General features: G+C 67.8%; 28 protein-coding genes and 2 tRNA genes. 15 read left to right on the top strand and 15 right to left on the bottom strand.

The window, feature by feature from the left end; translation table 11 throughout:
- Nucleotides 1–29: 29 nt before the first annotated feature.
- Complete coding sequence (gene secB, locus GGQ97_RS13240; RefSeq protein ID WP_168070275.1) at nt 30–551, bottom strand: protein-export chaperone SecB; 522 nt, start codon at nt 549–551, stop codon at nt 30–32.
- A gap of 205 nt (nt 552–756) precedes the next feature.
- Between secB and GGQ97_RS13235 the strand changes: the two genes are divergently transcribed.
- From GGQ97_RS13235 to GGQ97_RS13220, 4 genes are all read left to right on the top strand, one after another.
- On the top strand, nt 757–1,419 hold the full coding sequence (locus GGQ97_RS13235) for a Tim44/TimA family putative adaptor protein (RefSeq protein ID WP_168070273.1): 663 nt from the start codon (nt 757–759) through the stop codon (nt 1,417–1,419).
- A 70-nt stretch (nt 1,420–1,489) separates the two neighbouring features.
- Nucleotides 1,490–2,629, top strand: coding sequence for a murein transglycosylase A (gene mltA / locus GGQ97_RS13230; RefSeq protein WP_168071073.1), 1,140 nt, complete (start codon nt 1,490–1,492; stop codon nt 2,627–2,629).
- On the top strand, nt 2,610–3,158 hold the full coding sequence (locus GGQ97_RS13225) for a Smr/MutS family protein (protein ID WP_168070271.1): 549 nt from the start codon (nt 2,610–2,612) through the stop codon (nt 3,156–3,158). The genes mltA and GGQ97_RS13225 overlap by 20 nt, the downstream gene beginning before the upstream one ends.
- A 59-nt stretch (nt 3,159–3,217) precedes the next feature.
- Nucleotides 3,218–4,897, top strand: a complete 1,680-nt coding sequence (locus GGQ97_RS13220; RefSeq protein WP_168070269.1) for a putative bifunctional diguanylate cyclase/phosphodiesterase — start codon at nt 3,218–3,220, stop codon at nt 4,895–4,897.
- A gap of 1 nt (nt 4,898) precedes the next feature.
- Here GGQ97_RS13220 and dapE read toward each other — a convergent pair whose 3' ends face one another.
- The 9 genes from dapE to GGQ97_RS14205 form a co-directional block, all read right to left on the bottom strand.
- On the bottom strand, nt 4,899–6,032 hold the full coding sequence (dapE, locus tag GGQ97_RS13215) for a succinyl-diaminopimelate desuccinylase (protein ID WP_168070266.1): 1,134 nt from the start codon (nt 6,030–6,032) through the stop codon (nt 4,899–4,901).
- 38 nt (nt 6,033–6,070) lie between these two features.
- Nucleotides 6,071–6,427 (bottom strand): hypothetical protein, encoded by a 357-nt coding sequence (locus GGQ97_RS13210; protein WP_209022864.1) that lies wholly within the window; start codon nt 6,425–6,427, stop codon nt 6,071–6,073.
- 21 nt (nt 6,428–6,448) lie between these two features.
- A complete protein-coding gene (locus GGQ97_RS13205; RefSeq protein WP_168070264.1) occupies nt 6,449–7,120 on the bottom strand; it encodes a glutathione S-transferase family protein in 672 nt (223 codons plus the stop codon).
- Nucleotides 7,121–7,144: 24 nt separating this feature from the next.
- Nucleotides 7,145–7,786, bottom strand: a complete 642-nt coding sequence (gene yihA, locus GGQ97_RS13200; RefSeq protein WP_168070262.1) for a ribosome biogenesis GTP-binding protein YihA/YsxC — start codon at nt 7,784–7,786, stop codon at nt 7,145–7,147.
- Nucleotides 7,786–9,522, bottom strand: a complete 1,737-nt coding sequence (gene yidC / locus GGQ97_RS13195; protein WP_342448538.1) for a membrane protein insertase YidC — start codon at nt 9,520–9,522, stop codon at nt 7,786–7,788. The genes yihA and yidC overlap by 1 nt, the downstream gene beginning before the upstream one ends.
- Nucleotides 9,523–9,556: 34 nt before the next feature.
- Entirely contained in the window at nt 9,557–9,769 is a 213-nt protein-coding gene (gene yidD, locus GGQ97_RS13190) for a membrane protein insertion efficiency factor YidD (protein WP_168070261.1), read from the bottom strand.
- Nucleotides 9,766–10,089, bottom strand: coding sequence for a ribonuclease P protein component (gene rnpA / locus GGQ97_RS13185; protein WP_168071069.1), 324 nt, complete (start codon nt 10,087–10,089; stop codon nt 9,766–9,768). The genes yidD and rnpA overlap by 4 nt, the downstream gene beginning before the upstream one ends.
- On the bottom strand, nt 10,089–10,223 hold the full coding sequence (gene rpmH, locus GGQ97_RS13180) for a 50S ribosomal protein L34 (protein ID WP_085219331.1): 135 nt from the start codon (nt 10,221–10,223) through the stop codon (nt 10,089–10,091). The genes rnpA and rpmH overlap by 1 nt, the downstream gene beginning before the upstream one ends.
- Before the next feature lie 94 nt (nt 10,224–10,317).
- Nucleotides 10,318–10,761 (bottom strand): hypothetical protein, encoded by a 444-nt coding sequence (locus GGQ97_RS14205; protein ID WP_209022863.1) that lies wholly within the window; start codon nt 10,759–10,761, stop codon nt 10,318–10,320.
- Nucleotides 10,762–10,896: 135 nt separating this feature from the next.
- Between GGQ97_RS14205 and GGQ97_RS13170 the strand changes: the two genes are divergently transcribed.
- From GGQ97_RS13170 to GGQ97_RS13140, 7 genes are all read left to right on the top strand, one after another.
- Nucleotides 10,897–12,405, top strand: coding sequence for a YifB family Mg chelatase-like AAA ATPase (locus tag GGQ97_RS13170; protein ID WP_168070259.1), 1,509 nt, complete (start codon nt 10,897–10,899; stop codon nt 12,403–12,405).
- A gap of 52 nt (nt 12,406–12,457) precedes the next feature.
- Nucleotides 12,458–12,541 (top strand) — tRNA-Leu (locus GGQ97_RS13165).
- A 296-nt stretch (nt 12,542–12,837) separates the two neighbouring features.
- Entirely contained in the window at nt 12,838–13,647 is an 810-nt protein-coding gene (locus tag GGQ97_RS14465) for a PEPxxWA-CTERM sorting domain-containing protein (protein ID WP_245197956.1), read from the top strand.
- A 121-nt stretch (nt 13,648–13,768) separates the two neighbouring features.
- Nucleotides 13,769–15,058 (top strand): cation:proton antiporter, encoded by a 1,290-nt coding sequence (locus GGQ97_RS13155; protein WP_168070257.1) that lies wholly within the window; start codon nt 13,769–13,771, stop codon nt 15,056–15,058.
- A 9-nt stretch (nt 15,059–15,067) separates the two neighbouring features.
- Nucleotides 15,068–15,421: an Mpo1-like protein gene (locus tag GGQ97_RS13150; RefSeq protein WP_168070256.1), complete on the top strand. Its 354-nt coding sequence runs from the start codon at nt 15,068–15,070 to the stop codon at nt 15,419–15,421.
- Nucleotides 15,422–15,434: 13 nt separating this feature from the next.
- Complete coding sequence (locus GGQ97_RS13145) at nt 15,435–16,622, top strand: AI-2E family transporter (RefSeq protein WP_168070254.1); 1,188 nt, start codon at nt 15,435–15,437, stop codon at nt 16,620–16,622.
- A 90-nt stretch (nt 16,623–16,712) separates the two neighbouring features.
- A tRNA-Asp gene (locus tag GGQ97_RS13140) sits at nt 16,713–16,789 on the top strand.
- 57 nt (nt 16,790–16,846) lie between these two features.
- Here the strand turns inward: GGQ97_RS13140 and GGQ97_RS13135 are convergent.
- The 5 genes from GGQ97_RS13135 to GGQ97_RS13115 form a co-directional block, all read right to left on the bottom strand.
- Entirely contained in the window at nt 16,847–17,983 is a 1,137-nt protein-coding gene (locus GGQ97_RS13135; RefSeq protein ID WP_168070252.1) for a cell wall hydrolase, read from the bottom strand.
- Between the two features lie 37 nt (nt 17,984–18,020).
- On the bottom strand, nt 18,021–18,257 hold the full coding sequence (locus tag GGQ97_RS13130; RefSeq protein WP_342448537.1) for a DUF2842 domain-containing protein: 237 nt from the start codon (nt 18,255–18,257) through the stop codon (nt 18,021–18,023).
- Nucleotides 18,254–18,844, bottom strand: a complete 591-nt coding sequence (locus tag GGQ97_RS13125; RefSeq protein WP_168070250.1) for a 5-formyltetrahydrofolate cyclo-ligase — start codon at nt 18,842–18,844, stop codon at nt 18,254–18,256. Before GGQ97_RS13125 ends, GGQ97_RS13130 begins: the two co-directional genes overlap by 4 nt.
- Nucleotides 18,845–19,010: 166 nt before the next feature.
- Entirely contained in the window at nt 19,011–19,334 is a 324-nt protein-coding gene (locus tag GGQ97_RS13120; RefSeq protein WP_168070248.1) for a cell division protein ZapA, read from the bottom strand.
- Between the two features lie 3 nt (nt 19,335–19,337).
- Nucleotides 19,338–19,511, bottom strand: coding sequence for a hypothetical protein (locus GGQ97_RS13115; protein ID WP_168070246.1), 174 nt, complete (start codon nt 19,509–19,511; stop codon nt 19,338–19,340).
- A 135-nt stretch (nt 19,512–19,646) separates the two neighbouring features.
- On the opposite strand from GGQ97_RS13115, the gene tkt reads away from it, so the two are divergent.
- From tkt to GGQ97_RS13095, 4 genes are all read left to right on the top strand, one after another.
- The gene (gene tkt / locus GGQ97_RS13110) at nt 19,647–21,689 is read left to right on the top strand and encodes a transketolase (RefSeq protein ID WP_168071066.1); all 2,043 of its coding nucleotides are present in this window, start codon (nt 19,647–19,649) and stop codon (nt 21,687–21,689) included.
- Nucleotides 21,690–21,773: 84 nt separating this feature from the next.
- The gene (gap, locus tag GGQ97_RS13105; RefSeq protein ID WP_168070244.1) at nt 21,774–22,781 is read left to right on the top strand and encodes a type I glyceraldehyde-3-phosphate dehydrogenase; all 1,008 of its coding nucleotides are present in this window, start codon (nt 21,774–21,776) and stop codon (nt 22,779–22,781) included.
- A gap of 109 nt (nt 22,782–22,890) precedes the next feature.
- Entirely contained in the window at nt 22,891–24,102 is a 1,212-nt protein-coding gene (locus tag GGQ97_RS13100) for a phosphoglycerate kinase (protein ID WP_168070242.1), read from the top strand.
- A 3-nt stretch (nt 24,103–24,105) separates the two neighbouring features.
- The gene (locus tag GGQ97_RS13095; protein ID WP_168070240.1) at nt 24,106–24,993 is read left to right on the top strand and encodes a fructose bisphosphate aldolase; all 888 of its coding nucleotides are present in this window, start codon (nt 24,106–24,108) and stop codon (nt 24,991–24,993) included.
- The last annotated feature ends 2 nt before the right edge of the window (nt 24,994–24,995 follow it).

Below are 24,995 nucleotides of genomic sequence, written 5' to 3'. Positions count from 1 at the left end.
CGCCTGTCCCGTTTCCGGGAAGGGATTGCTTACTGGACGGTGTCGCCCTGCGGAAGCTCACCGGCGTCGGCCATCGCCTGCGCGGCTTCGACCTGGTTCATGTAGACGCTCGCGAAATCGATCGGATCGAGCATCAGCGGCGGGAAGCCGGCATCCTGCGTCGCGGCGGCGACCACCTGGCGGGCGAACGGGAACAGCAGGCGCGGGGCTTCGACCAGGAGGAACGGCGGAAGCTGCTCCTCGGGAATGTTGCGAAGCCCGAAGATGCCGGCATAGCTGAGGTCGAGGACGAACTGCACCCCCGACGCCGAACGCGCCGAAGCGTCGATCTTGAGCACCACTTCGTGGACGTCGTCGGCGACCTTGTTCACGGCAATGTTGAACTGCACGTCGAGCTGCGGCTGCTCGTTCCACTGGAAGACCTGCGGCGACGAGGGGTTCTCGACCGACAGATCCTTCACATATTGCGCCAGCGCGGCGACCTGGGGGCCTTCGGCGGTGGGCTCGGCAGCGCCGTTGGCGCCGGTGGAAACGGGATCGGAAGCGGCCATGATCAAATGCCCTCAAACATGCTACAGTGAAAGGCACGGGAAGACGGCTGCTTCCCGCGGCTTGTTCGGGGCGGGCGACTAGCAGCCGGGCCGAAGCGGTGCAATGGCGCGAGATATGCTCAGTGCCAGGGTTTGCGGCTTGGGCACCAGTGCCTATGTTAGGCGTTGCGGTAATATACTCCCGACGGGAAAGAAGGCGACACTCTTGGTTTCGATCATCATCCTTGCGCTGGTAGCGCTGTTCGTCGGCTTCAGGCTCTACAGCGTGCTTGGCGAACGCACCGGCCATGAGCAGCAACTACCCAGCAACCGGCACGAGCCCGAGCCCCAGCTGGCACGGACAGCCGAGGTCGGGCAGCCGTCGCAGGCGCAGCCGCACGGTGCTGGGGCCGAGCCGCTCGACACGGCCTATCTCCCGACCGCCGGACCCGGCGTCCGCGCGCTGCTGGCGGCGGACCCGAGTTTCGACGTCGCCCGGTTCCTGGAGGGTGCGCAAGGCGCCTACCGGATGATCCTCGAGGCTTTCTGGAAGGGCCAGCTGGACGAGGTGCGCAGCTTCCTCGATCCCGAAATCGCGGGCGCCTTCAACGAAGCGATCGCGGAGCGCGAGTCGGCCGGACAGCGGCTCGACAACCGCCTGATCGCGATCGAGCAGGCGATCATCGCCGCGGCCAACACCAGCGGCAAGGTCGCGACCATCACCGTCCGCTTCGAGGCCGACATCGTGGCGATCACCCGCGACGCGGACGGCAATGTGCTTGCCGGAAGCGTCAGCGATGCGGTGCAGACGCGTGACCGCTGGACCTTCCGCCGCGACCTCGGCAGCAGCGATCCCAACTGGATCCTGGTCGAAACCGACGACGAATAAGGTGACCGCCGTGAAGTTCGGGCTGGGAGCGTTGCTCGCCCTGTCGCTCGCCGCCTGCGCCACGCGCCCGATGCCGCCTGTCGAGCCGGCTCCGCCCGCCTCCACTCCGGAGCCGGTGCCGACCCCGGTCCCGCCCGAGCCGCCCAAGCCGGCAACCGCGGCCCTCAGCGGGATCACCCCCGCCGCGCCGCGCCCGTTCACCGACGAGGCGGCGCTGCGTGCGCTGGCAGCCTTCCGCATATCCTGTCCGTCGGTCGTCCGCCGGCCCGACACCTCGGGCCTGACCCAGGGCGAAGACTGGCGCGCCGCGTGTGACCAGGCCCGGCTGGTGCCGAACACTGCGGCCGACGCCAAGCGCTTCTTCGAAACGGGCTTCGCATGGGTCAAGGTCGGCTCCGAACCGGCCTTCGCGACCGGCTATTGGGAGCCTGAGATCCTCGGCTCGCGCGTGCCTGGCCCGGGCTATGCGCTGCCGATCTACCGCACCCCGCCCGACCTCGTCCGCTGCACCCGGGCCGACGGCACGACCGGACGCGGACGCTTGGACGAGACGGGGCAATGCGTTCCCTACTGGACCCGCGGCGAAGTCTATGACGGGGCGCTTGCGGGGCGCGGGCTCGAGCTGGCTTATGCCGCCGACCCGGTCGACATGTTCTTTCTCGAAATCCAGGGCTCGGGCCGGCTCCGGCTGCCCGACGGGTCTGTGATGCGGATCGGCTACGACAACCAGAACGGCCGTGAATATGTCGGGGTCGGGCGCGTCCTGCGTGACCGCGGCATCCTGCCTCCGGGCGGCGCCGACATGGACTCGATCAAGCGCTGGATGCGGGCGCAGCCCGACGGCGGCATGAGCCTGATGCGCGAGAACCTGTCCAAGATCTTCTTCAAGGAACTGACCGGTCCCGGACCGCTCGGCGCGCTGGGCCTCCCGGTGACCGCGCGCGGCACGGTTGCGACCGATCCGATGTTCGTGCCGCTTGGCGCGCCGGTCTGGCTCGATATGGTCACCAACGATGCGGACGGCCTGTGGGTGGCGCAGGACACCGGTGGCGCGATCAAGGGCGCCAACCGCTTCGACACCTTCTGGGGTGCGGGCGAGGAAGCACGCCGCATCGCCGGTGGCATGTCCTCCAAGGGTGAGGCGCTGCTGCTGCTGCCCAGGGTCAGCGTCGATCGGCTGCTGAGCCAGCGTGCGTTCGCTCAGCCCTGACGAAGCGGCGCTGTGGGCGCGGGTGACCGCGTCCATCACGCCGCTCAGCAGGGAAGGGCCGGCCAAGCTTCGCCAACCGCTTGTGGCCGTGGCCCCGGTGCCCTTGCCCGCCGTCACGCCGCCCGCCCGCTTGCCCAAGGGAAGGGTGCCCCCTCCGCGAGAGATCACCGCCGCGCCGGTTCGCCGCGCCACCATTCACGGCAATCTCGATGGACATTGGGAAAGGCGCCTGAAGAGCGGCAACATCCCCGTCGACCGCACCATCGATCTTCACGGCCACAGTCTCGAACGTGCCTATGATGCGCTCGACGTAGCGCTCGAACGGGCGGTGTCGACCGGCGACCGCGTGCTGCTGCTGATCACCGGCCACCACCGTCCGGGCGAGCCGCCGATCCTGCGCGGCAAGATCCGCGCCGCCGTTCACGACTGGCTGGCGGTGTCGCGCCATGCCGATCGGATCGCCGCCGTCCGCAGCGCGCATCGCCGCCATGGCGGAGGCGGAAGCCTGTACTTGATCCTGCGCCGCTAGGGGCTCACCGGAACAGCTATACTGGTTCTTAACTCCGCATCCTTAATCCAGTGGAGGTGATGAAGGTCGGCACTGCGCAGAAGGTCAGCAACATTCTCCTCTCGGGGCTGGCTGGCGTCGCGTCTTTTGTCTTCTCGCTCTACGTCTTCGTCACGATCACCCAGTTGCCGCAGCAGATCACCGCCGCGGTGGTCGCCGGCGCCTTCTGCCTGGTCGTCTGCTACATCGCGGCCGAGCGCCCCAATAGCGAAGGCGCACGTGCCCTCGCGGCACTTCGCGACCGTCTGCTGGCGGTGGAGGAAGGCGACCTCACCAGCCCGGCGCCCGAAGCGGTGCGGCGGGTCATGCCCAAGGTCGCGGCGGCGGTGGACAGCCTGTTCGCCGAGGTCCGCAGCTCGATCGACAATGCCCAGGCGCTGGGGATGTACGACCCCGTCACCAGCCTCCCCAACCGGCTCAATTTCCGCGCCGAGGCCGAGCGGCTGCTGGCGAGGGCCGACGGTCGCACCGCGGCCATGCTGTTCGTCGACCTCGACCGGTTCAAGGCGGTCAACGACAGTCTCGGCCACGCCCGCGGCGATCAGCTGCTGGTGATGGTCGCCAATCGCCTCCGCGTGCTGATCAACAGCGAGGCCGCTGGAGCCATCCGCCGCCCCTTGCTGGCGCGGCTCGCCGGCGATGAGTTCACCTTGTTCTTCCCCGACGTCGCGGGAGAGCCCGAGGCCGAGCGGATCGCCCGCCGCGTGGTGCTGGCGATCGGTGAGCCGTTCGAGCTCCACGGCCACAGCATTGACGTCGGCGCCTCGGTCGGTCTCGCGCTCGGTCCCCGGCACGGCAACTCGGTGGAAGACCTGATGCGGGCCGCCGATATCGCCATGTATCGCGCCAAGTCGCGCGGCGGTCACCAGCATTGCCTGTTCAGCGACACGCTGGCGGCCGAGCATCAGCACCGGATCGACACCGAAAAGGCGCTGGCCGTCGCGGTCGAACGCGGCGAATTCCGGCTCGTCCTCCAGCCGCAGCTGAGCCTTGCAAGCGGCGCCGTGACGGGCGCCGAAGCGCTGCTGCGCTGGACCCACCCGGTGCGCGGCATGGTCCCGCCCAACCAGTTCATCTCGATCGCCGAGCGGACCGGGATCATCAGCGAGATCGGCGAGTGGGTGATGGCCGAAGTGGCGGCGATGCTCGCCAGCTGGAGCGAAACCGACGAAGGCTCGAAGCGGGTCGCCTTCAACGTCTCCCCGCGGCAGCTGGAGCGGCACGATTTCTTCCCCAAGCTGCGCCAGATCTTCGCGGAGGCAGGGGTCGGCCTTGACCGGATCGAGATCGAGATCACCGAAACCGCGGCGATGGAATGCTCCCAGGCGACACTGGACGAGATGGCCGAGCTGCGCCGCGACGGAGCGACGATCGCGCTGGACGATTTCGGCACCGGCTATTCCAACATCGCCCGGCTGCGCCAGTTGCCGCTCGACCGGATCAAGCTCGATCAGTCGCTGATCCATGACATCACCACCAGCGAGCAGGCACGCAACGTCGTCCAGGCGGTCATCCAGCTCGTCCGCGGGGTCGATTGCGAGTTGGTCGCCGAAGCGGTGGAAACCGTCGCCCAGGCCGACATCCTGCGCACCATGGGCTGCGAGACGATCCAGGGTTACGTCTTCGCCGAGCCGATGATGGAGCGCGAATTCCTCGCCTGGACCTCGCACGCCATCAGCGAAGACCGGAGCGCGGCCTGAACTAGGCCTCGAGGCCGCCCGCGAAGACCCGGCGGTAGATACGGGACAGCGTCTCGATGTCGTCGACGCCGGCGCTTTCCCCGACCTTGTGCATGCTGGCGTTGGGCAGCCCGAAGTCGACGACGGGGCAGAGCTTGATGAGGAACCGGCCGTCCGACGTGCCGCCCCCGGTCGATAGCTCCGGCGCGATGCCGCATTCCGCCCGGATCGCCTCGGTGACCAGCTCGTACAGCTTGCCCGGCGGGGTCAGGAACGCTTCTCCCGAAATCCGCGTCCGCACCTCACAGCCCGGGTCCACCGCCTGAGCCGTTTCCGTCAGCAGGGCGATCAATCGGTCGCCCGTGTGCAGGTTGTTGAAGCGGATGTTGCCCTGCGCGCTGGCCTCGCCCGGGATGAGGTTGCTTGCGGCGGTCGGCGTGCCGAGCGCGACGAATTCGAGGTTCGACGGCGGAAACGCCTCGGTCCCATCGTCGAGGTGCAGCGCCGACAGCGCCGCGACGATCTTCGCCAGGCGGGGTACTGGGTTGTCGGCCTTGTGGGGGTAGGCGACATGGCCCTGCACGCCCCTGGTCCTGATCCAGAAGTTGAGCGAGCCGCGGCGCCCGATCTTGACCGTGTCGCCCAGCCTGGTCTCGCTGGTCGGCTCGCCGATCAGGATCATGTCGGGGCGGATCGCCCGGTCGTTCAGCCAGTCGATGATCCGCGGCGTGCCAAAGGTCGCATAGCCTTCCTCGTCGCCGGTGATCAGGAAGGAGAGGGTGCCGCTCGGCTGTTCGATCGCCGACACGGCGGCGACCGCTGCGGCGATCGCGCTTTTCATGTCGTTGGCGCCGCGCCCGACCAGCCGTCCGTCCGCGATCCGGGCGGTGAAGGCGTCGCCCTCCCAGCCGTCGCCAGCCGGAACGACATCGAGGTGCCCGGCAAAGCCGACGTGCGGCCCCGGCCCGCGCTCGCGGATAGCGACCATGTTCTCGGTCGGGCCGTCCGGCGCCTCGCCGAGGGTGAAGCGGTGGATGGTGAAACCAAGGCCGCTCAGCGCCTCGTCCAGCACGTCGAACACCGCGCCGCTGGCGGGGGTGACCGAAGGGACGGAGATCAGCCGGGCGGCAAGGTCGACGGGATCGATGACGGGCATGGGCCGCTTGCTAGCAGCCTGCGGCGCAGTCCGACAGGCTAAGCGTCGTCCATCTCATACTTGGCCGGGGCAAAGCCCAGGGGCGACAGGTTGCAGCGGCCCGCCGCCTTTGCGACCTCGATGGCGATCCTGGGATCGCGTACCTCGCTTGCGGCACGGAGAAAGTCGTCGATGGTCAGCCGCGAGGGGTCGGGATCACGCGCGCGGGTGGCGCTGGCGACCCGCCCGAGTTCCTGCAACTGGCCGAGCGACAGGCTGCGTTGCAGCTGCGCACCGACGCATTGCGCAGGCGCTTCGGCCACCCCGTAGCCGGTCAATCCTTCGGCGATCCGGTCCTTGGGACTGGCACAGGCGGAAGCGGTAAATACCGCAGCGATAAGGAAAAGTTTACGCACACCCCGGAGACGAACGGGGAGTCAGGCGGTTCCGTGGTCGCCTTCATATTGTTCGATCACCCACGGCTCGTCCTGGGCCGCCTCGATCCACGCCGCGACGTGCGGGTGCCGCAGGACGTCGGACATATATTGCCGGGCGAAGGGCGGGACCGGGATCGAGTAGGTCAGGAAGCGGGTCACCACCGGGGCGTACATCATGTCGACCGCGGTCCATTCACCGAACAGGAAGGGGCCGCTGCCGCCGTGCCGTGCCCGGGACTGCGCCCACAGCACGAGGATGCGGTTGATGTCGGCGATCGTATCGCGCGACAGGTCGGGCTTGGGGACGTTGCGGCGCACGTTCATCGGGCATTCGCGGCGGAGTGCCGCAAAGCCCGAATGCATTTCCGCCGCCATCGAACGGGCCATCGCGCGGGCCGCGACGTCCTCGGGCCAGAAGCGCGCAATCTCGGTCAGGTCGGCGCAATATTCGATGATCGCGAGGCTGTCCCACACCACCAGGTCGTCGTGCCACAGCAGGGGCACCTTGCCCGACGAAGGGGCGAACTCGTCGCCTTCGCGCCGCTCGTTCCAGCCGCTGTCGTAGAGCGGCACGACCAGTTCCTCGAACTCAAGCTCCGACGCCTTCAGCGCCAGCCAGCCGCGCATCGACCAGGAGGAATAGGCCTTGTTGCCGAGAATGAGCTTGAGCAAGTGGGTCTCCGCCAGAGGGTTGAACTAGCTCAACGCATCTTCGAGCAAGGCTGTCCGCAGCTCGGCGATGCCAAGGCCCTTTTCGGACGAAGTGGCGATCAGCCGCGGGAAAGCGGCGGGATGCTTGCGCGCCTCGGCCTCGACCGCGATGCGGACCGCGGCAAGCTCGCTGGCCTTGATCTTGTCGGCCTTGGTCAGGACCAGCCGATAGCCGACCGCCGCCGCGTCCAGCATCGCCATGATCTCGAGATCGACCGGCTTCACGCCGTGCCTGCTGTCGACCAGCACCACCGCGCGCTTCAGCACCTGCCGTCCGCGCAGGTAGTCGTTGACCAAAAAACGCCAGCGCTTGACCATGTCCCTTGGGGCTTCGGCAAAGCCATAGCCGGGCATGTCGACCAGCCGCATGACGAGCGGGCTGCCGACGTCGAAGAAGTTCAGCTCCTGCGTCCGGCCCGGGGTATTCGACGTCCGCGCCAGCTTGTTGCGGCCGGTGATGGCGTTCAGCAGCGAGCTCTTGCCGACATTGGAGCGTCCGGCGAAGGCCACCTCCGGCGCGTCGGCACCGGGCAGGAATTCGAGCCCCGGAGCCGATTTCAGGAACTCGACCGGGCCGGCGAACAATTTGCGCGCCCGCTCCGTCAGCTCGGGATCAGGGCCGTCCATCAGGTCTTCGCCGTCGCCACACCGGCGCGCGCCGCGATCTTCTCCGCATCATATTTGGAGTAGAGATACTTCTGCTGCGCGATGCCGAGGAGGTTGGACACCACCCAGTAGAGCTGCAGGCCGGCGGCGAACGGCGCCATGGCGAACATCATCACCCACGGCATGATCGAGAAGATCTGCTTCTGGATATCGTCCATCGGCGCCGGGTTGAGGCGGAACTGCAGCCACATGGTGATTCCGAGCAGGATCGGAAGCACGCCGAGGTGAAGCAGGCCTGGCGGATCGAAGTTCAAGAGCCCGAACAGGTTGACCGGGGTCAGCGGGTCGGGCGCGGAGAGGTCCTTGATCCACAGCTCCCACGGCTGGTGGCGCATCTCCACCGTCACCGTCAGCACCTTGTAGAGCGCATAGAAGACCGGGATCTGGATCAGGATCGGCAGGCAGCCGGCGGCGGGATTGATCTTCTCGCGCTTGTACAGCTCGAGCAGCTCCTGCTGCATCTTGGTCTTGTCGTCCTTGTGACGCTCCTGCAGCTCCTTCATCTTGGGCTGCATCGCCCGCATCCCCGCCATCGAGCGGAACTGGCGGTCGAAGATCGGGTACATCAGCAGGCGGACGATGAAGGTCAGCGCGATGATCGCCCAGCCGAAGTTGCCGATGGCGTGGAACAGCCAGATCAGCAGCGCGAAGATCGGCCGCATGGCGAACTCGAACCAGCCCCAGTCGATCGAGTCGGAGATCACCGGAACCGCGCCCGAAGCCTCATAGGCGTCGAGCCACTTCTTTTCCTTGGCACCGGCGAACAGGTGGGTGGTGGCCTGCGTGGCCCGGCCCGGCGCGACAATAGTCGGCTCGAGCGCGTAGTCGGCCTGGTAGCTGGTGCCCTGGCCGCGGCGCAGGCTGGCGTTGAGCGGGGTGTTGCCGGCCGGAGCCAGCGCAGTCAGCCAATATTTGTCGGTAAAGCCGACCCAGCCGCTGTTGCCGGCGAAGCGCTTGGAGCCTTCCTCGTCGAGCGTGCCGTAATTGACGTCATAATCGGACCTGCCGTCGATCACGGTCATCGGGCCGACGTGATGCGTCCAGCCATCCGACTTGGCGTCGGGACCGGCGTTGGCGCGGCTGAGCAAGCCGAACGGACGCACCGCGACCGGAGCGCCGGCGAGGTTCGAAACACGCTGGGTGACGGTGAACAGATAGCCATCGTCGACGGCGACGATCAGCTCGAAGCGCTGACCGGTCGGGTTGGTCCATCTCAGCGTGACGGGCTTGCCCGGGGCGAGCGTCGGGGCGCTCGGGGTCCAGACGGAGTTGGCATCCGGCACCGCAACGCCCTGTCCGGTCCAGCCGAAGCGCGCGAAATAGGCGCCGTTCGCGCCGGCCGGGCTGAGCAGGCGGGCGGGTTGCGCATTCCGGCCGACTCGGTCGGTCTGATTGACCATCCGCAGGTCGTCGAACGTCGCACCCTTGAGGCTGAGCGAGCCGGTGAGATTGGGCGTGGCGATCCTGACCCGGGGGACGCCCTGCAGGGCCTGGGCCTGGGACAGCGCGGGTGCCGTCGCGGCGGCTGGAGCGCCGGGGGTCTGGGCCGCCGGAGCCGGTGCCGGAGCGCCGTTCCTGGTCGCCGTGACCGCCGGCTTGGGCGTCGGGAAGAATCGCTCGGACAGCAGCCCCCAGCCGAGCAGCACAGCGGCGCTCAGCACGATGGCGAGGATCATGTTGCGGGTATCGTCGCTCACTTCAGTCCATGTCCTCGTGTCGTTCGTCCCCGTCTCACGGGACCGGATCGTGACCCTGGCCCCCCCAGGGATGGCAGCGGCCGATCCTCCTCAGGGCCAGCCAGCTTCCGCGCAGGGCCCCATAGCGGCTCCAGGCGGTGATTGCATAGGCCGAGCAGGACGGCGTGAATCGGCAGGAAGGGGGCAGGATCGCGCTTGGGCCCAATTGCCAGCCACGCGCCGCCAGGATCAGGAGGCGCGCGATCACCGGGCAACCTTGGCCAGCGCCTTGGTCAGTTCGGAACGGAGCAGCGCATAATCGCGCTCGATCCCGCTTTGGCGCCCGATCAGCACATGGTCGGCACCTAGGATCCCCGCCACGGGCAGCAGTTCGGCGGCGAGCGCGCGCAGGCGCCGCTTCATGCGGTTGCGAACAACCGCGTTGCCGACCTTCTTGCTGACGGTATAGCCGATGCGCATCGCCTGCTCACCGTCGCCACGGGGGCGGACCAGCAGGACGAAACCGGGCATCGGAGCGCGTCGGCCGCTGTTCGCGGCCAGGAAATCGGCGCGCTTCTTGAGGGTGATTAAGCGCTGAGCTTCTTGCGGCCGCGGGCGCGACGAGCCGCCAGCACCTTGCGGCCGCCCACCGTCGCCGAACGCGTGCGGAAGCCGTGACGCCGCTTGCGGACGAGATTGCTGGGCTGGAAAGTGCGCTTCATCGCTCATGGCCTTCGAGTTAAGAACAAAAAGGGCCGCCCAATCAGGGGCAGCCGCATTGCTTGGGGGGGCCGTTACGCAAGGCGGGCTCCCAAGTCAATGCCGCGAGGCTTCGTCGGCGACGGGCGGTTCCGCCGGAACGACCTCCGAGGGGGTCGGGTCGATCGGCATGATCTCCAGCCCGGCCTTGGGCAGCGGGTCGTCGATCCGCGGGACTTCGGAAGGGGGTGGGGCCTCCTGCCGCTCGCGTTCCTTGCGCAGCGCCTCGCGGCGGCGCGCACTGCCGCGGCGCAGGCCCCAATCGAACCAGCTTCCCGCTCGTGGCTGCCAGCGCTTGAACCGGACGTAGCGGCGCTTGGCCCACAGGCTGGTGCGCAGGACCAGGGTCAGCCCGGCCGCGGCGATAACAAGCCCGCCTGGGCCGGGAAGGGGGCTGGCCAGCGGCGCGGCGACGAACATCAGGAACAGGCCAAGCCCGAACAGCAGGCTCTGCGCCAGTCGCGTATCGCGGATCGCGAGAAGGCGGGTGCCGACGGACATCCGCGGTGATGTAGGGAAGTAAGACGCCCGGGCAAGAGGCGCCTTGCCCGGCCGACGCAAACCGCATAGCCTCCGCGGTGCCGAGCTAGGGGGCCAATTGCGTCGTGCATTGCTGGTGACGGGGGCTCGCGGCTGATGGTCGCGATCGTATCCACCGTCGCCTATCTCGGGCTGGAGGCGCGCGCCGTCGAGGTGCAGGTCCAGCTCTCCACCGGCATACCCCGCTTCGTCATCGTTGGCCTGCCCGACAAGGCCGTCGCCGAAAGCCGCGAGCGGGTCCGCGCGGCGCTGACCGCGATCGGCCTCGCGCTTCCGCCCAAGGTCATCACCGTCAATATGTCACCCGCCGACCTGCCCAAGGAAGGCAGCCACTTCGACCTGCCGATCGCCCTGGGGCTGCTGGCTGCGGTCGGCGTGGTCGATGCGGAGATGCTGAGCCACTATGTCGCGGTCGGCGAACTCTCGCTCGACGGCCGGATCAACGCCTCGCCCGGCGTGCTGCTCGCCGCGCTTCATGCCGGGCAAGAGGAGAAGGGGCTGATCTGTCCTGCTGCGCAAGGGTCCGAAGCGGCCTGGGCAGGACAGGTCGAGGTGCTTGCCGCGGCCGACCTGCTGGCGCTGCTGGCGCACCTCAAGGGCACGACCTTGCTGGCCACTCCCAGACTCGGCGAAGCGGAGCCGGTCAGGGCCGGTCCCGACCTCCGGCAAGTGAAGGGCCAGGAAGTCGCCAAGCGCGCGCTGGAGATTGCCGCGGCGGGCGGTCACAACCTGCTGATGAGCGGGCCGCCCGGTGCGGGCAAGTCGCTGCTCGCCTCCTGCCTGCCGGGCATCCTTCCCCCGCTGTCACCGGCCGAGGCGCTGGAGGTGTCGATGGTCGCCTCGGTCGCGGGCGAGATGGAGGGCGGGCAGATCAAGCGGCGGCGCCCGTTCCGCTCGCCGCATCACAGCGCGTCGATGCCGGCGTTGGTCGGCGGCGGGCTGAAGGTGCGTCCGGGCGAGATCAGCCTTGCGCACCTCGGCGTGCTGTTCCTCGACGAACTTCCCGAATTCCAGCGCGCGGTGCTCGACAGCCTTCGCCAACCGCTCGAGACGGGCACGGTCAGCGTGGCGCGGGCCAACAGCCACCTGACCTTTCCGGCGCGCGTGCAACTGGTGGCGGCGATGAACCCCTGCCGTTGCGGACATCTGGGCGATCCCGCGCTGGCCTGCGCCCGCGCGCCGCGCTGCGCCGCCGATTACCAGGCGCGGGTGTCGGGGCCCTTGCTCGACCGTATCGACCTCCACGTCGAGGTCGCCGGGGTCAGCGCCGCCGACCTCTCGCTCCCTCCACCGGCCGAAGGCAGCGAGGCGGTGGCGGCCCGCGTCGCACAGGCCCGCGCCGTCCAGACGACCCGCTTCAACGGCCACGGCCCGCGCACCAATGCCGAGGCCGATGGCGAACTGCTCGATGCCATCGCAACCCCCGACGAGCCGGGCCGCAAGCTCCTCGCCGATGCCTCGGCAGCGATGCGTCTCAGCGCCCGGGGCTATCACCGCGTCCTGCGCGTCGCCCGCACGATCGCCGACCTCGCCGGTGCGGAGACGGTCGGTCGCATCCACGTCGCCGAGGCGCTCAGCTATCGCCGCGTCGCACCGCGCAACTGACGTTCCCGCCGTCTTGCTCGCTGCGCGCCCTTCGCCTACGAACCGCGCCGTTGCCCCCGTGGCGGAATGGTAGACGCGACCGACTCAAAATCGGTTGTCGAGAGACGTGTCCGTTCGAGTCGGACCGGGGGCACCATCCCTAAATCGCTGTTCGAAACAAGTAACTGCGCACGACGCCGAAGAAGTGCGTGGAAAAAGCGAGCAAGTGTCGGCGACCCGACAGTCTGTCATTAGGCGGACCGCTCCAAAATGACGCAAAGTCGCTTCGATTTCGCACAACTTCTGAAATAGCTGTCGCCAGCTACTTGCGTTAACAAGTATTCCTAACTTATGGTTAACACGCTGTTGGCGACCGGGATGCACTTGGTCCGTCGGAAGCAAGACGTTGCTGGGACATCATCCGGTTCTGGCCTTCAGGGGACCTAATCAAACATGCGTAAGATTTTGGCGGCTGCTGTTGCGGCCCTCTTCGTGACGCCTGCAGCGGCGCAGCAATACACGATCACCGATCTCGATTCGCCGGTGCCGGCGGGTGAGAACTGGGGAACGATTCCCGGCGAGAACACCGGCACTGTGTCGATCCAAGGGGCGACATCGAACGATGGCGACGGCGCGCTGATGCTGACCGGCGACCGGACCCGCGTGCAGACCGGCGTCCAATATGGTGGCGGCACGCCGACCGGTGCCACGCTCGATCAGGTCAGCGTCCTGACGTTCGAGTGGATGGTCGCCAATGGCGGTCCGAACGGCAACGCTTCGCCGGCGCTTCGTCTCCTGGTTCAGGACGGCGACCAACGCTCGGAACTGATCTGGGAAGCAGCCTACAACGACGCCAATGGTGCCGGCGCGGGCTTCTACGATCTCAACACCTGGTACGAGAGCAACCCCGAGGCCCGCTTCTGGCGGTTTGTCGCCGGGCAGGGCCCGACCTTCGATCCGGCCAGCCCTGGCAGCTACGTCTTCAACACCATCGCCGGGTGGGGCGCCTCGTCCTTCTACACCGACGCCGCATTCGTCAGCGGTGTCAGCGTCGGTAACGGCAGCGGGTCCGGTGCCAACTTCGTCGGCTATGCGGACAATGTCGCCGCGTCGGGCTCGTTCGGGTCGCGTTCGTTCAACTTCGCTGCGGTCGCGGCCGTGCCGGAGCCTGGCACCTGGGCGATGATGCTCCTCGGGTTCGGGGTCATTGGTGGCGCGATGCGTCGCCAGCGGCGTGCGGCCCATCTGCTTCAGATGGCCTGATTCGAGCCTCGATTGTTGCGTCGAAGGGGAGTGCCGCAAGGCGCTCCCCTTTTTCGTGCGCCGCCGCCCGATAGTTGATGACGCGCAACGACTGCTCACTCCCAAGCATTGGGCGAGCGACATGTTCGGATTTGAAACCTATCACATCGGCCTTGCCGGGGTCGGCCTCGCCATTCTGATCGCCTTCTGGCTCCCGCGCTTCGTCTCGGGGCGGGAGCCGGCGGCCTCCGCCTTGCTGATCGTCGCCGGGCTGCTTGCCTTTCTGCCCTTTCCCGAAGCTCGCGCCGGGCTCGATCCCGTCAGCCAACCGCGTGGGTGGGAGATCATGGCCGAGATTTGCGTCATCGTCGGCCTGTTCGGGACCGGTCTCAGGATCGATCGGCTGGTTGACCGCGGGCAATGGTGGCCGACGCTTCGGCTGCTGCTAATCGCCATGCCGCTGTGCATCGCCGCCTTGGCGCTTTTCGGCTGGTTCGCTGCGGGGATGACCTTTGCCGGCGCGCTGCTGCTGGGCGCGGTGCTGGCACCGACCGATCCCGTTCTTGCCGCCGATGTCGCGGTCGGGCCTCCCCTCGAGGGCGGCGAGCATCCCGTCCGCTTCACGCTCACCACCGAAGCCGGACTGAACGACGGCCTGGCCTTTCCCTTCGTGCACCTCGGCATCCTGGTCGCCGGCGCCGGGATGATCAGCTGGGACATGGCGGGGGAGTGGGTGCTCCGCGATCTCCTCTACCGCGTCGTGGTCGGCGGGCTGTCGGGCGCTGCGGTCGGCTGGCTGCTCGGCAAGTTGCTGTTCGACTGGCCGCGCGAGAACGCGCTCGCCCGCACCGAAAGCGGCGTGATCGCCTTCGCCGGGGTGCTGCTGGCCTATGGCGCGACCGAGCTGGTCGAGGGCTACGGCTTCATCGCGGCCTTTGTCGCGGGGCTCACCCTCCGGCGTTCGGAAAGCACCCACGACTTCCACAAGAAGCTGCACGACTTCTCCGAATCGCTGGAACATGCGCTGACCGCGATCCTGCTGGTCGGCCTGGGCGCCATCCTGCCGGTGCTGTGGCCGCACTTCACGCCCGCCAACGCGCTGATCGCCGGGGTGCTGATCCTGGTGATCCGGCCGGCTGCGGCGTGGCTGTCGCTGACCGGCACCATGCTGCGCGGGCGCGAGCGGGCGGTGGTGGCCTTTTACGGGGTGCGCGGCATCGGTTCGATCTATTATCTCGCCTACGCCGGGCACCATGTGAAGCTGACCAACGAATATGAGCTGTGGGCGACAATTGTCGGCACCATCCTGCTGTCGACCCTCGTCCACGGCCTGACCGCCGGCCTCGCCCTCGATCAGGTCACCGGGGAGGAGCCACCGGAGCCGGGCGAGGCAGCACCGGAACGGGTTGAGGGGGCCGGGGCGCGGGGCTAGTCTGCCGCCATGGCAGAGCGCAGCTACAAGACCTTTGGCGAATTCTGGCCCTATTACCTGCGGGAGCATTCGGGCCGGCGCACACGCCTGATTCACTATGTCGGAACCGCGCTGGTGCTCGCCGCCTTCGTCGCGCTGCTGGTGACCGGCAATGCGTGGTGGGCGCTCGCCATGCCGCTCGCCGGCTACGGCTTTGCCTGGTTCGCGCATTTCTTCGTCGAGAAGAACCGGCCGGCGACCTTCACCTATCCCCTGTGGTCGCTGTTCAGCGATTTCCGAATGTTCTTCCTGGCGATCAGTGGGCGGCTCGGCCCCCATCTCGATGCGGCCGGAGTGAGCGCTGGCGGAGCGACCCGGGGCTGACTAGAGTGGCGCCATGGACGCGCCCACCTCACGACCCGATCATGCCGAAGACGAGGCGGCCGTCCTTGCCGAGCACATCACGATCAAGCGCGATCGGCTGCTCGCCTCGCTGACGTTGATCGCCGGCATCGGCCTCGTTTTCGCCATCCCCTTCGCGCTTCGAGCAGGGGCCGAGTTCTTCTTGCCGGTGACCGCCGCGCTGGTGATCGCCATCGCCCTGGTCCCGATGCTGGAATGGTTCGAGCGGCGCGGATTGCCCTCGGCGCTGTCCGCGCTGTCGTGCGTGATCCTGTTCCTTGGCGTGATGGCCTTTGCGCTGCTGTCGATCGTCATCCCGGCGATCGACTGGGTCGCCCTGCTGCCGGAGCGGATCGGCCGAGTCCGCGAGGCGCTGGAGCCGATCCTGGCTTTGGTGAAGGATCTCGAACGCTTCGTCGACCGGATCCTCAACCAGTTGCCGAGCGCCAGTACCGGCGGCGCCCGCACGGTCCAGGTCGAGACGCCCAATTCGATGTTCGACCTGCTGACCAGCAGCGCGCCGCACGCGCTGATCCAATTGTTCTTCGCGCTGCTGGTGATCTACTTCTTCCTGTCCGGCTGGACCGCGATGCGCAAGCAGACGATCACCAGCCGGGGCAGCTTCGAAGGGGCGCTGACCACCGCCCGCGTCATCCAGCAGGTGGTGGCGGCGACCTCCACCTATCTTGGGACCATCACCCTCATCAACGTGACCCTGGGCGCGCTGGTGGCCGGCATCCTGTGGTGGATGGGGATGGATTCGCCGCTGATGTGGGGCGGTATCGTCGCGGTGCTGAACTACATCCCCTATCTCGGCCCGATCGCCGCCGCGCTTCTGCTGGCGCTGGGCGGGCTGATCAGCTTCTCCGATCCGTGGACCGCGCTTCTGCCGCCGTTGATCTTCGTCGGCATGCACATGGTCGAGGCCAATGCCATCACGCCGCTGGTGGTGGGCAAGCGGGTCAGGATCAATCCCTTGCTCATCCTGCTGTCGCTCAGCTTCTGGGCCTGGGTGTGGGGAACGACGGGCGCCTTGCTGGCCATTCCGCTGCTGATCATCCTCAAGACCGTGTTCGCCGCGGCCGGAACCCCTGACATCGCCGGCTTCCTGTTTGAACAGGGCACGCTGACCCATGCCGGGGAGGAGGAAGAGGAGCATTCCGCCACCGCGCAGGGGGCCTGAGGGGCGTCACGACACAAAAGTCCGCGCGGTCGGTCGATATTGCGGTTGACGCTCCCGCGCTTGTCTCCTAGTTGGCCGCCCACACCAAACGCGGGTGTAGCTCAGTTGGTTAGAGCGCCGGCCTGTCACGCCGGAGGTCGCGGGTTCGAGCCCCGTCACTCGCGCCATTTCCTGTCATCGATAAAGCCGTCAGGCCGCCCCCCGGGGCCGGCCGGTGCGCCTGCCTATTCGGCTGCGCTCGGCGCGGCTCCGGCGCTGTTCGCGGCGGTGGTTGGCGCCGGCTTGCGGCCAAGCGGTGCCTGCTCGGCTTCCTCCACCGGCGTGCCGGTCAGGCCCCAGTTGAGGCTGCTCGACCCGCTTGCGGCCGGCCGCGGCTCACGCGTGGCTTCCTCGACCCGGCGACGCGCTTCGAGGCGCAGAGCGACGCGCTTGGCGCCACCAGCGGCGATTTCGGGCTCGACCAGCTTGGCAAGCTCGGGCGGGAGGTTCTGGCGGGCCTCGGCCACCGTCGAGCCGACGCTGGGCAGGGTGGCTGCGTAGCGGGCTTCGGCGGCAAGCGCCGCGCTGCGCAGGAAGGCAGGATCGGACTCGCGCTTCGCCCACTTCTGGGTGAAGGCGCCCGACTGGCCCCAATTGCCCCGCCAGCGATAGAAGATGTGCGCGCCGATCACCGCATTCTTGGTCAACGTCGGTGCCCAGTAAGGCGCGACATAATCGGCATGGTAATGGGTGGCGTTGCCGACCGACGCGGCGACATAGCCCTTCAGCGCCTCGTCGGCGATGCGGCGGGCACGGTCCCAGTAATCGCGCATCGGCGCTCGGGCGAGAGAGCCGTCGCAGGTGAAGCTGAACTGGCAGCCCGTCGGACGCTCGGCACCCTGGTAGACGACCGCGCAGACGCTGGCCGGATAGGCGGGGTGGCGCATCCGGTTCAGGACCACCTGCGCAACGCCGCGCTGGCCGTCTTCGCTTTCGCGCGCGGCTTCGTAATAAATCGCCTGGGTGAGGCATTCGAGCGCCCGGCCATAGGTCTTGCTGTCCGCCTTCAGCACGAACGGCGCGGCAGCGGGATTGGGCCCGCCGGCGAGCGGCATCGCCGCATTCAGCTTCTGCGCTTCGCCCGGAGCGATCTGCCGGACGGCGAACGGAGTAATGTCCTGGACCGCGGGCGCGGCCGGCGCGGCGACCGCCTCGGCACGCACCGGAACCGCACCGCTGTCGTTCGCCACCGCCGCCACCGACAGGCAGGCCGCAAGCAGCAGCAGACCGGCGCCGGCGCTTTCGCGCGGACGGGCACGGAGCAAGGCTGCGGCCTGCTGGACCGGGCCGGGCCGGCTGGAGGGGAGGGTCAAAGAGGTCATGGGAGAGTGTATGAGGTAGCTAAATCACTCGCGATTTTCAAGGTTTCGGCGGGTCCGCCCGCCACCGGCCGGTCTCGCTCCAGCGCAGGATCGGCCGCAGTGGCAGGATCCAGACAACACCCGCGACGATATAGAAAAGCAGCTGAACCAGGGCTGGCCAGCGGGTCACGATGTCCGACACCGAAGCGACCAGGATCGACCAGATGATGATGATCCCGATGATCATGAACACGCCGGCGGTGGGTCGCGGACGAGGCTGTTCTTCGTGGTTCACTTGGTGTTGAACTCCGTGATTCCGGCGGGTGAGGCGAAGGCGTCGAGGGGCTGGTCCCAGGGATCGGCGCCGATTTCCGCGTCCAGCAACTGGAACTCCCAGCCGATCCCGACCAGCCGGGCGTTGTTCCGTAGCCCTTCCAGCGCGCGGTCGTAATGGCCCTGGCCCATGCCGATGCGGTTGCCGAGGGGATCACAGCCGACCAGCGGGACGAGGATCAGGTCGGGCTGCACCGGCGGCGCGGACAAGGGCGGCTGAAGCAGTCCCCACGGGCCCGCCTCGCTCGCCTCGCCGCTGCGAAAGGTCATTCGCGAATCGCGCGCCGCAAAGGCGGGAAGGGCGGTCGCCTTGCCCAGCGCCCGCGCCCGGGCGAGGGCTCCGAGTGGGCTGATCTCGTCTTTCATCGGCTGATAGGCTGCGACGATCCGGGCGGCGAACAGCAAGGGTTCGAGCGCTGCCGTCAGATAGTCTTCCAGCAACGTGCGGGTCTCTGGCGGCAGACTTGCGGCATAATCCCTGCGCCGCGCACGTAGCGCGGCCCGCAGCGCGGTCTTGTCGGCGGGAGAGGAGGTTGACGGGACCACCATAGGTCGGAGCCTTGTAATCCTCTGACGCCTGTAACGTCAGGTGGGAGCCATGTGTGCCGGACCTCTAAGAGACCTTAGCGAACCAGCCAGGGACAGCCCCCATGGATCGGGAATAGCCTCAGGGATTTCATGAGGCGCGTGCCAGGCAGTACCCGTCTTGTCTTACTTAGGCGCTTGCGACCTCTTTCTCAAGCTTGGACGCGAGAAGCTCGAGCCGCTCGGCCAGCGCATCGACCCGGCGCACGACCTGCGGGTCAGGCGGCATGGTCGGCAAGGGCGTGGCGACGCCGCGCTTGTCGATCAACTGGTCGGCCAGCAGCAGGGAGGCGAACAGCAGGGTGCGGCTTTCGGACAGGGCGCCAAGCCCGGCCAGTGCCTCGCGGCCCTTGGCGTCCACCATCTCGGCGGCGTGGCGCAGGTTCTGCTCCTCGCCGTCGCGGCAGGCGACCTTGTAGCGCCGCCCGGCGATCTCGATGTCGATTTCGGCCATCGGTCAGGCCTCCACCTTGCGAATGATCTGGTCGAGTTCGGCGATTGCCGTGCGGACCCGCTCGCGCAGCCGTTCCTCGCCATCGCCACGCCGGCCGACCTGCTCGGCCACCCGTTCGATCCGGGCGAGCGCGCGTTCGGCCCGCGTCAGTGCCGTTTCCAATGCTTCCTGTGTCATGGCCCTGACCTATGCCTCTTGATGGGACCTGCCAAGCGGCGCGGGTGTTGACGCTCAACGGCTCACCGCCCAAAGGGGCCGCACTACCGGCGCGGCCGACTCCGGTGCGTCGCCGTTACGAACAGCGGAGTGATGATGCAGCCGACCCAGCGCCGTCTTGCCAATGCCATCCGGGCACTGGCCATGGACGCGGTCGAGGCCGCCAATAGCGGCCATCCGGGCATGCCGATGGGCATGGCGGACGCCGCTACCGCGCTTTTCACCAAGGTGATGAAGTACGATCCGGCCGATCCCAAGTGGCCCGACCGCGACCGCTTCGTGCTGTCGGCCGGCCACGGCTCGATGCTGATCTACGCGCTGCTGCACCTCACCGGTTACGAGCATCCCACGCTTGATGAGATCAAGCGCTTCCGCCAGCTCGGCTCGCCCTGCGCCGGCCATCCGGAGAATTTCGAGCTCACCGGGGTCGAGACGACCACCGGCCCGCTCGGGCAGGGCCTTGCGACCGCGGTCGGCATGGCGATCGCCGAACGCCATCTCAATGCCCTCTACGGCGACGATCTGGTCGACCACCGCACCTATGTCATCGCCGGCGACGGCTGCCTGATGGAGGGCATCAATCACGAGGCGGTGGGCCTTGCCGGTCACCTCAAGCTCGGCCGGCTGATCGTCCTTTGGGACGACAACAAGATCACCATCGACGGATCGACCGAACTCAGCCGCTCCGAAGACGTCATGGCGCGTCACGCGGCGAGCGGGTGGCACACCATCGAGTGCGACGGCCTCGATGCGGGCAAGGTCGCGCAGGCGCTTGAAAAGGCCCATGCCGACCACCGGCCGAGCCTGATCCGCTGTAAGACGATCATCGGCTACGGCGCACCCAACAAGCAGGGCACCTCGGCCACTCACGGTGCCGCGCTCGGCAAGGCCGAAGTCGAAGCCGCCCGCAAGGGCCTCGGCCTCGAACCGCAGGAATTCACGATCCCTGCCGACGTCCGCGATGCCTGGCTCAAGGCCGGCAGCCGCGGCGCTGCCGAGCGCGCCGCGTGGGAGAAGCGCCTCGCCGCCAGCGGCAAGGCCGACGAATTCACCCGCCGCATGGCCGGTGAGGCCGACGGACGCTGGCTGCAGCCCTATCTCGACGCGCTGCTCGACAACCCGCCCACCGTCGCCACCCGCAAGGCGAGCGAGATGGCGCTGGAAGTCGTCAATGTCGCGGTGCCCGCCACCATCGGCGGTTCGGCCGATCTTACCGGCTCCAACAACACCAAGACCAAGTCGACCGGCCCGCTGACCGCCGACGATTATTCGGGCCGCTATGTCTATTACGGCATCCGCGAGTTCGGCATGGCCGCGGCGATGAACGGCATGGCGCTGCACGGCGGTGTCATCCCCTATGGCGGCACCTTCCTGGTCTTCTCCGATTATTGCCGCGCCGCGATGCGCCTGTCGGCGCTGCAGAACGCCCGGGTCGTCTATGTCATGACCCACGATTCGATCGGGCTTGGCGAGGATGGTCCGACGCACCAGCCGGTGGAGCATATCCAGAGCCTGCGCCTGATCCCGAACCTCGAGGTGTGGCGGCCGGCCGACGCGGTCGAGACGGCGGAAGCGTGGGCCGATGCGCTCGAGCAGGACGGTCCGTCGGTATTGTGCCTGTCGCGCCAGAACCTCCGCCCGGTGCGGACCGGCAAGGCGGACTCCAACCTGTCGGCGCGCGGCGGCTACGTCGTGCGCGAGTGCGCCGATCCCAAGGTGATCCTGATCGCCACCGGGTCCGAGGTCGAATTGGCGCTCGACGTTGCCGACAAGCTGGACGGGGAGGGCGTCGCGGCCCGTGTCGTCAGTCTGCCCAACTGGCGCCGGTTCGAGGCGCAGGAGGAGAGCTACCGCGAATCCGTGCTGCCGAGCGCCGCGCCCGAACAGATACTGCGCGTCTCGATCGAGGCCGGGACGACCTTCGGGTGGGAGCGCCTGACAATGGTGCAGGGGCTGCGTTTCGGTCTCGACGGCTTCGGCGCAAGCGCCCCTGCCAAGGATCTTTACGATCACTTCGGCCTGACGGTGGAGAAGATCGTGCCGCAGGTGCTGGCGCGGTTGGACGAGATGGCCCCGGAGCCGCGCCACGAGACCGCCCGCCCGGCCGACCAGGCCGAGGTCGAAGCGCACCCCAGTTGATCACCCGCGCCATTGGCGTCGAGCCAGGGCGAGAGCGCCTCTCGATGATGATCGGGGCGAACGAAGAAGAGGAATGAAGACACGATGACAAAGGTCGCCATCAACGGTTTCGGGCGCATCGGCCGCCTCGTCGCCCGCGCCATTCTCGAGCGTCCGGACTGCGGGCTGGAGCTGGTCGCGATCAACGACCTGGCGGACGCCAAGAGCAACGCCTGGCTGTTCCAGCGCGACAGCGTGCACGGCAAGTTCCCGGGCGAAGTGACCGCCGAGGGCGACGCCATCATCGTCAACGGCAAGCGTATCGCTGTCACCGCCGAGCGCGACCCGGCGAACCTGCCGCACAAGCAACACGGCGTCGAAATCGCGCTCGAGTGTACCGGCTTCTTCACCGACAAGGATGGCGGCGAGAAGCATCTCGCGGCCGGCGCCACGCGCGTCCTGATCTCGGCCCCGGCCAAGGGCGCCGACCTGACGGTGGTCTATGGCGTCAACCACGACAAGCTGACCGCCGAGCACAAGATCGTGTCCAACGCGAGCTGCACCACCAACTGCCTCGCCCCGATCGCCAAGGTGCTGAACGACACCATCGGCATCGAGCGCGGGCTGATGACGACCATCCACGCCTACACCAACGACCAGAAGATCCTCGACCAGATCCACTCCGACATGCGCCGCGCGCGCGCTGCGGGCATGAGCATGATCCCGACCACCACCGGCGCCGCCCGCGCGGTCGGCGAGGTGCTGCCCGAGCTCAAGGGCAAGCTCGACGGATCGGCGATCCGGGTGCCGACGCCCAACGTCAGCATGGTCGATCTCACCTTCACTCCCAAGCGCGACACCAGCCTTGACGAGGTGAACGGCGTCTTGAAGGCGGCGAGCGAGAGCGGTCCGCTCAAGGGCATCCTCGATTATTCGACCGATCCCCTTGTCTCGATCGACCTCAACCACACGCCAGCCAGCTCGACCGTCGACAGCCTCGAAACCGCCGTGCTCGAAGGCAAGCTGGTCCGCGTGGTCAGCTGGTACGACAATGAATGGGGTTTCTCGAACCGCATGGTCGACACTGCCGCGGCGATGGCCAAGCTGGGCTGACCGTCCTCCCTCCCGCTTGCGGGAGGGGCCGGCGGGCAGGGCGTCCGCTTTCCGCCGGTACACCCACCCCTCACCCCTCCCTCGAGCGGGAGGGGAACTGGAGCGCCACTTGCCCGACTTCCACACCCTCGACGACCTGCCGAACGACCTGACCGGCAAGCGTGTCCTGGTCCGCGTCGACCTGAACGTGCCGATGCAGGATGGCGCGGTGTCGGATGCGACGCGGCTCAAGGCGGCGTTGCCGACGGTCCTCGAACTGTCGGACCGCGGCGCCATCGTCCTGCTGCTGAGCCATTTCGGCCGGCCAAAGGGGCAGGTCCGCCCCGACATGTCGACCGCGCTGCTGGTGAAGCCGCTGACCGACCTCACCGGTCGCTCGGTCCGCTTTGTCGAGGATTGCCAGGGCGAGCATGCGGCGCGGGCGATCTCGACCATGACCGCGGGCTCGATTGCGGTGCTGGAGAACACCCGCTTCCACGCCGGCGAGGAGAAGAACGACCCCGAGCTCAGCCGCGGAATCGCTGCGCTCGGCGACTATTACGTCAATGATGCATTCTCCGCCGCCCACCGCGCCCACAGCTCGACCGAGGGCGTCGCCCACCTGCTGCCGAGCTTCGCAGGGCGCGCGATGGAAGCCGAGCTGAAGGCGCTGCAAGCGGCGCTGGGTTCGCCCGAGCGGCCGGTCGCGGCGGTGGTTGGGGGGGCCAAGGTATCGACCAAGCTCGCCGTTTTGCTGCACCTCGTCGGCAAGGTCGACCACCTGATCATCGGCGGCGGCATGGCCAATACCTTCCTCGCCGCGCGGGGCGTGAATGTCGGCAAGTCGCTGTGCGAGCATGAGCTGACCGGGCAGGCCGAGGCGATCCTCGACGCCGCCGACAAGGCCGATTGCACCGTCCACCTGCCGTACGACGTGGTGGTCGCCAGGGAATTCGCCGCCAACCCGCCGTCCTTGCGCACCGTCAACGTCCATGAGGTCGCCGCGGACGAGATGATCCTCGATGTCGGGCCGTCGGCGGTCGAGGCGCTTGGCGACGCGCTCAAGACCTGCCGGACCCTGGTCTGGAACGGTCCGCTCGGCGCGTTCGAGACGCCGCCGTTCGACACCGCCACCGTGGCGCTCGCCCGCATCGCCGCCGCGCTGACCACCGACGGCAGTCTGGTTTCGGTCGCCGGCGGAGGCGATACGGTGGCGGCGCTCAACCATGCCGGCGTGGCGGACGATTTCACCTTTGTCTCAACCGCCGGTGGGGCATTCCTGGAGTGGATGGAGGGACGCGACCTTCCGGGCGTCTCCGCACTCCTGCAGCCAAGAGGATAATCGATGCAGTTCAACGATATGCGTGACAAGATCGCCGCCGGCCAGGGCTTCATCGCGGCGCTCGACCAGTCGGGTGGGTCCACCCCCAAGGCGCTCAAGGGCTATGGCGTCGAGGAAGACGCCTATTCGGGCGACGAGGAGATGTTCGGCCTGATCCACCAGATGCGCAGCCGGATCATCACTTCACCCTGCTTCTCGGGCGAAAAGGTGATCGGCGCGATCCTGTTCGAGAAGACCATGGACGGCGAGGTGGACGGGCGTCCGACCCCGACCGCGCTGACCGAGCGCGGGATCGTTCCTTTCATCAAGATCGACAAGGGCCTTGAGGACGAGCGCGACGGCGTCCAGCTGATGAAGCCGATCCCCGGCCTCGACGAGCTGCTGACCCGGGCCAAGGGCCTCGGCGTGTTCGGGACCAAGGAGCGGTCGGTCATCAACCAGGCCAATGAAGCGGGCATTTCCGCGGTCGTCGGACAGCAGTTCGAAGTGGCGATCCAAGTCCTGCGCCACGGCCTGGTGCCGATCATCGAACCGGAAGTGAACATCAAGAGCGCCGACCGCGGCGCGTCCGACGTGATCCTGCGCGAGGAAATCCTTCGCCACCTCGACCGCTTGCCCGAGGGCGAGCAGGTCATGCTCAAGCTCTCGATTCCGGCCAAGGCCGGTACGTTCGAACCGCTGACCAATCATCCGCGCGTGCTTCGCGTCGTCGCCCTGTCGGGCGGGTTCAGCCGCTCGGAAGCCTGCGAGCAGCTGGCGCAGAACCCCGGCATGATCGCCAGCTTCAGCCGCGCACTGCTCAGCGACCTTCGCCACGGACAGTCGGATGAGGAATTCGACAAGACGCTCGGCACCGCGATCGACGAAATCCACGCCGCTTCGGTGGCCTGACT

Origin of the sequence: Sphingomonas kaistensis (assembly GCF_011927725.1) — a bacterium.
GTDB lineage: Bacteria > Pseudomonadota > Alphaproteobacteria > Sphingomonadales > Sphingomonadaceae > Sphingomicrobium > Sphingomicrobium kaistense.
This window is presented reverse-complemented; position numbering and strand designations above follow the sequence as displayed.

Excerpts from the sequence above, each read along its gene's own strand:
- yihA (WP_168070262.1), bottom strand. The coding sequence starts at position 7,786 with ATGGACGGCCCTGATCCCGAGCTGACGGAGCGGGCGCGCAAATTGTTC.
- dapE (WP_168070266.1), bottom strand. The coding sequence starts at position 6,032 with ATGCCCGTCATCGATCCCGTCGACCTTGCCGCCCGGCTGATCTCCGTC.
- GGQ97_RS13155 (WP_168070257.1), top strand. The coding sequence starts at position 13,769 with ATGTTCGGATTTGAAACCTATCACATCGGCCTTGCCGGGGTCGGCCTC.
- GGQ97_RS13145 (WP_168070254.1), top strand. The coding sequence starts at position 15,435 with ATGGACGCGCCCACCTCACGACCCGATCATGCCGAAGACGAGGCGGCC.
- GGQ97_RS13170 (WP_168070259.1), top strand. The coding sequence starts at position 10,897 with ATGGTCGCGATCGTATCCACCGTCGCCTATCTCGGGCTGGAGGCGCGC.
- GGQ97_RS13150 (WP_168070256.1), top strand. The coding sequence starts at position 15,068 with ATGGCAGAGCGCAGCTACAAGACCTTTGGCGAATTCTGGCCCTATTAC.
- GGQ97_RS13095 (WP_168070240.1), top strand. The coding sequence starts at position 24,106 with ATGCAGTTCAACGATATGCGTGACAAGATCGCCGCCGGCCAGGGCTTC.
- secB (WP_168070275.1), bottom strand. The coding sequence starts at position 551 with ATGGCCGCTTCCGATCCCGTTTCCACCGGCGCCAACGGCGCTGCCGAG.
- GGQ97_RS13125 (WP_168070250.1), bottom strand. The coding sequence starts at position 18,844 with ATGGTGGTCCCGTCAACCTCCTCTCCCGCCGACAAGACCGCGCTGCGG.
- tkt (WP_168071066.1), top strand. The coding sequence starts at position 19,647 with ATGCAGCCGACCCAGCGCCGTCTTGCCAATGCCATCCGGGCACTGGCC.
- GGQ97_RS13135 (WP_168070252.1), bottom strand. The coding sequence starts at position 17,983 with ATGACCTCTTTGACCCTCCCCTCCAGCCGGCCCGGCCCGGTCCAGCAG.
- rpmH (WP_085219331.1), bottom strand. The coding sequence starts at position 10,223 with ATGAAGCGCACTTTCCAGCCCAGCAATCTCGTCCGCAAGCGGCGTCAC.
- GGQ97_RS13220 (WP_168070269.1), top strand. The coding sequence starts at position 3,218 with ATGAAGGTCGGCACTGCGCAGAAGGTCAGCAACATTCTCCTCTCGGGG.
- GGQ97_RS14205 (WP_209022863.1), bottom strand. The coding sequence starts at position 10,761 with ATGTCCGTCGGCACCCGCCTTCTCGCGATCCGCGATACGCGACTGGCG.
- gap (WP_168070244.1), top strand. The coding sequence starts at position 21,774 with ATGACAAAGGTCGCCATCAACGGTTTCGGGCGCATCGGCCGCCTCGTC.
- GGQ97_RS13115 (WP_168070246.1), bottom strand. The coding sequence starts at position 19,511 with ATGACACAGGAAGCATTGGAAACGGCACTGACGCGGGCCGAACGCGCG.
- GGQ97_RS13120 (WP_168070248.1), bottom strand. The coding sequence starts at position 19,334 with ATGGCCGAAATCGACATCGAGATCGCCGGGCGGCGCTACAAGGTCGCC.
- mltA (WP_168071073.1), top strand. The coding sequence starts at position 1,490 with ATGCCGCCTGTCGAGCCGGCTCCGCCCGCCTCCACTCCGGAGCCGGTG.
- GGQ97_RS14465 (WP_245197956.1), top strand. The coding sequence starts at position 12,838 with ATGCGTAAGATTTTGGCGGCTGCTGTTGCGGCCCTCTTCGTGACGCCT.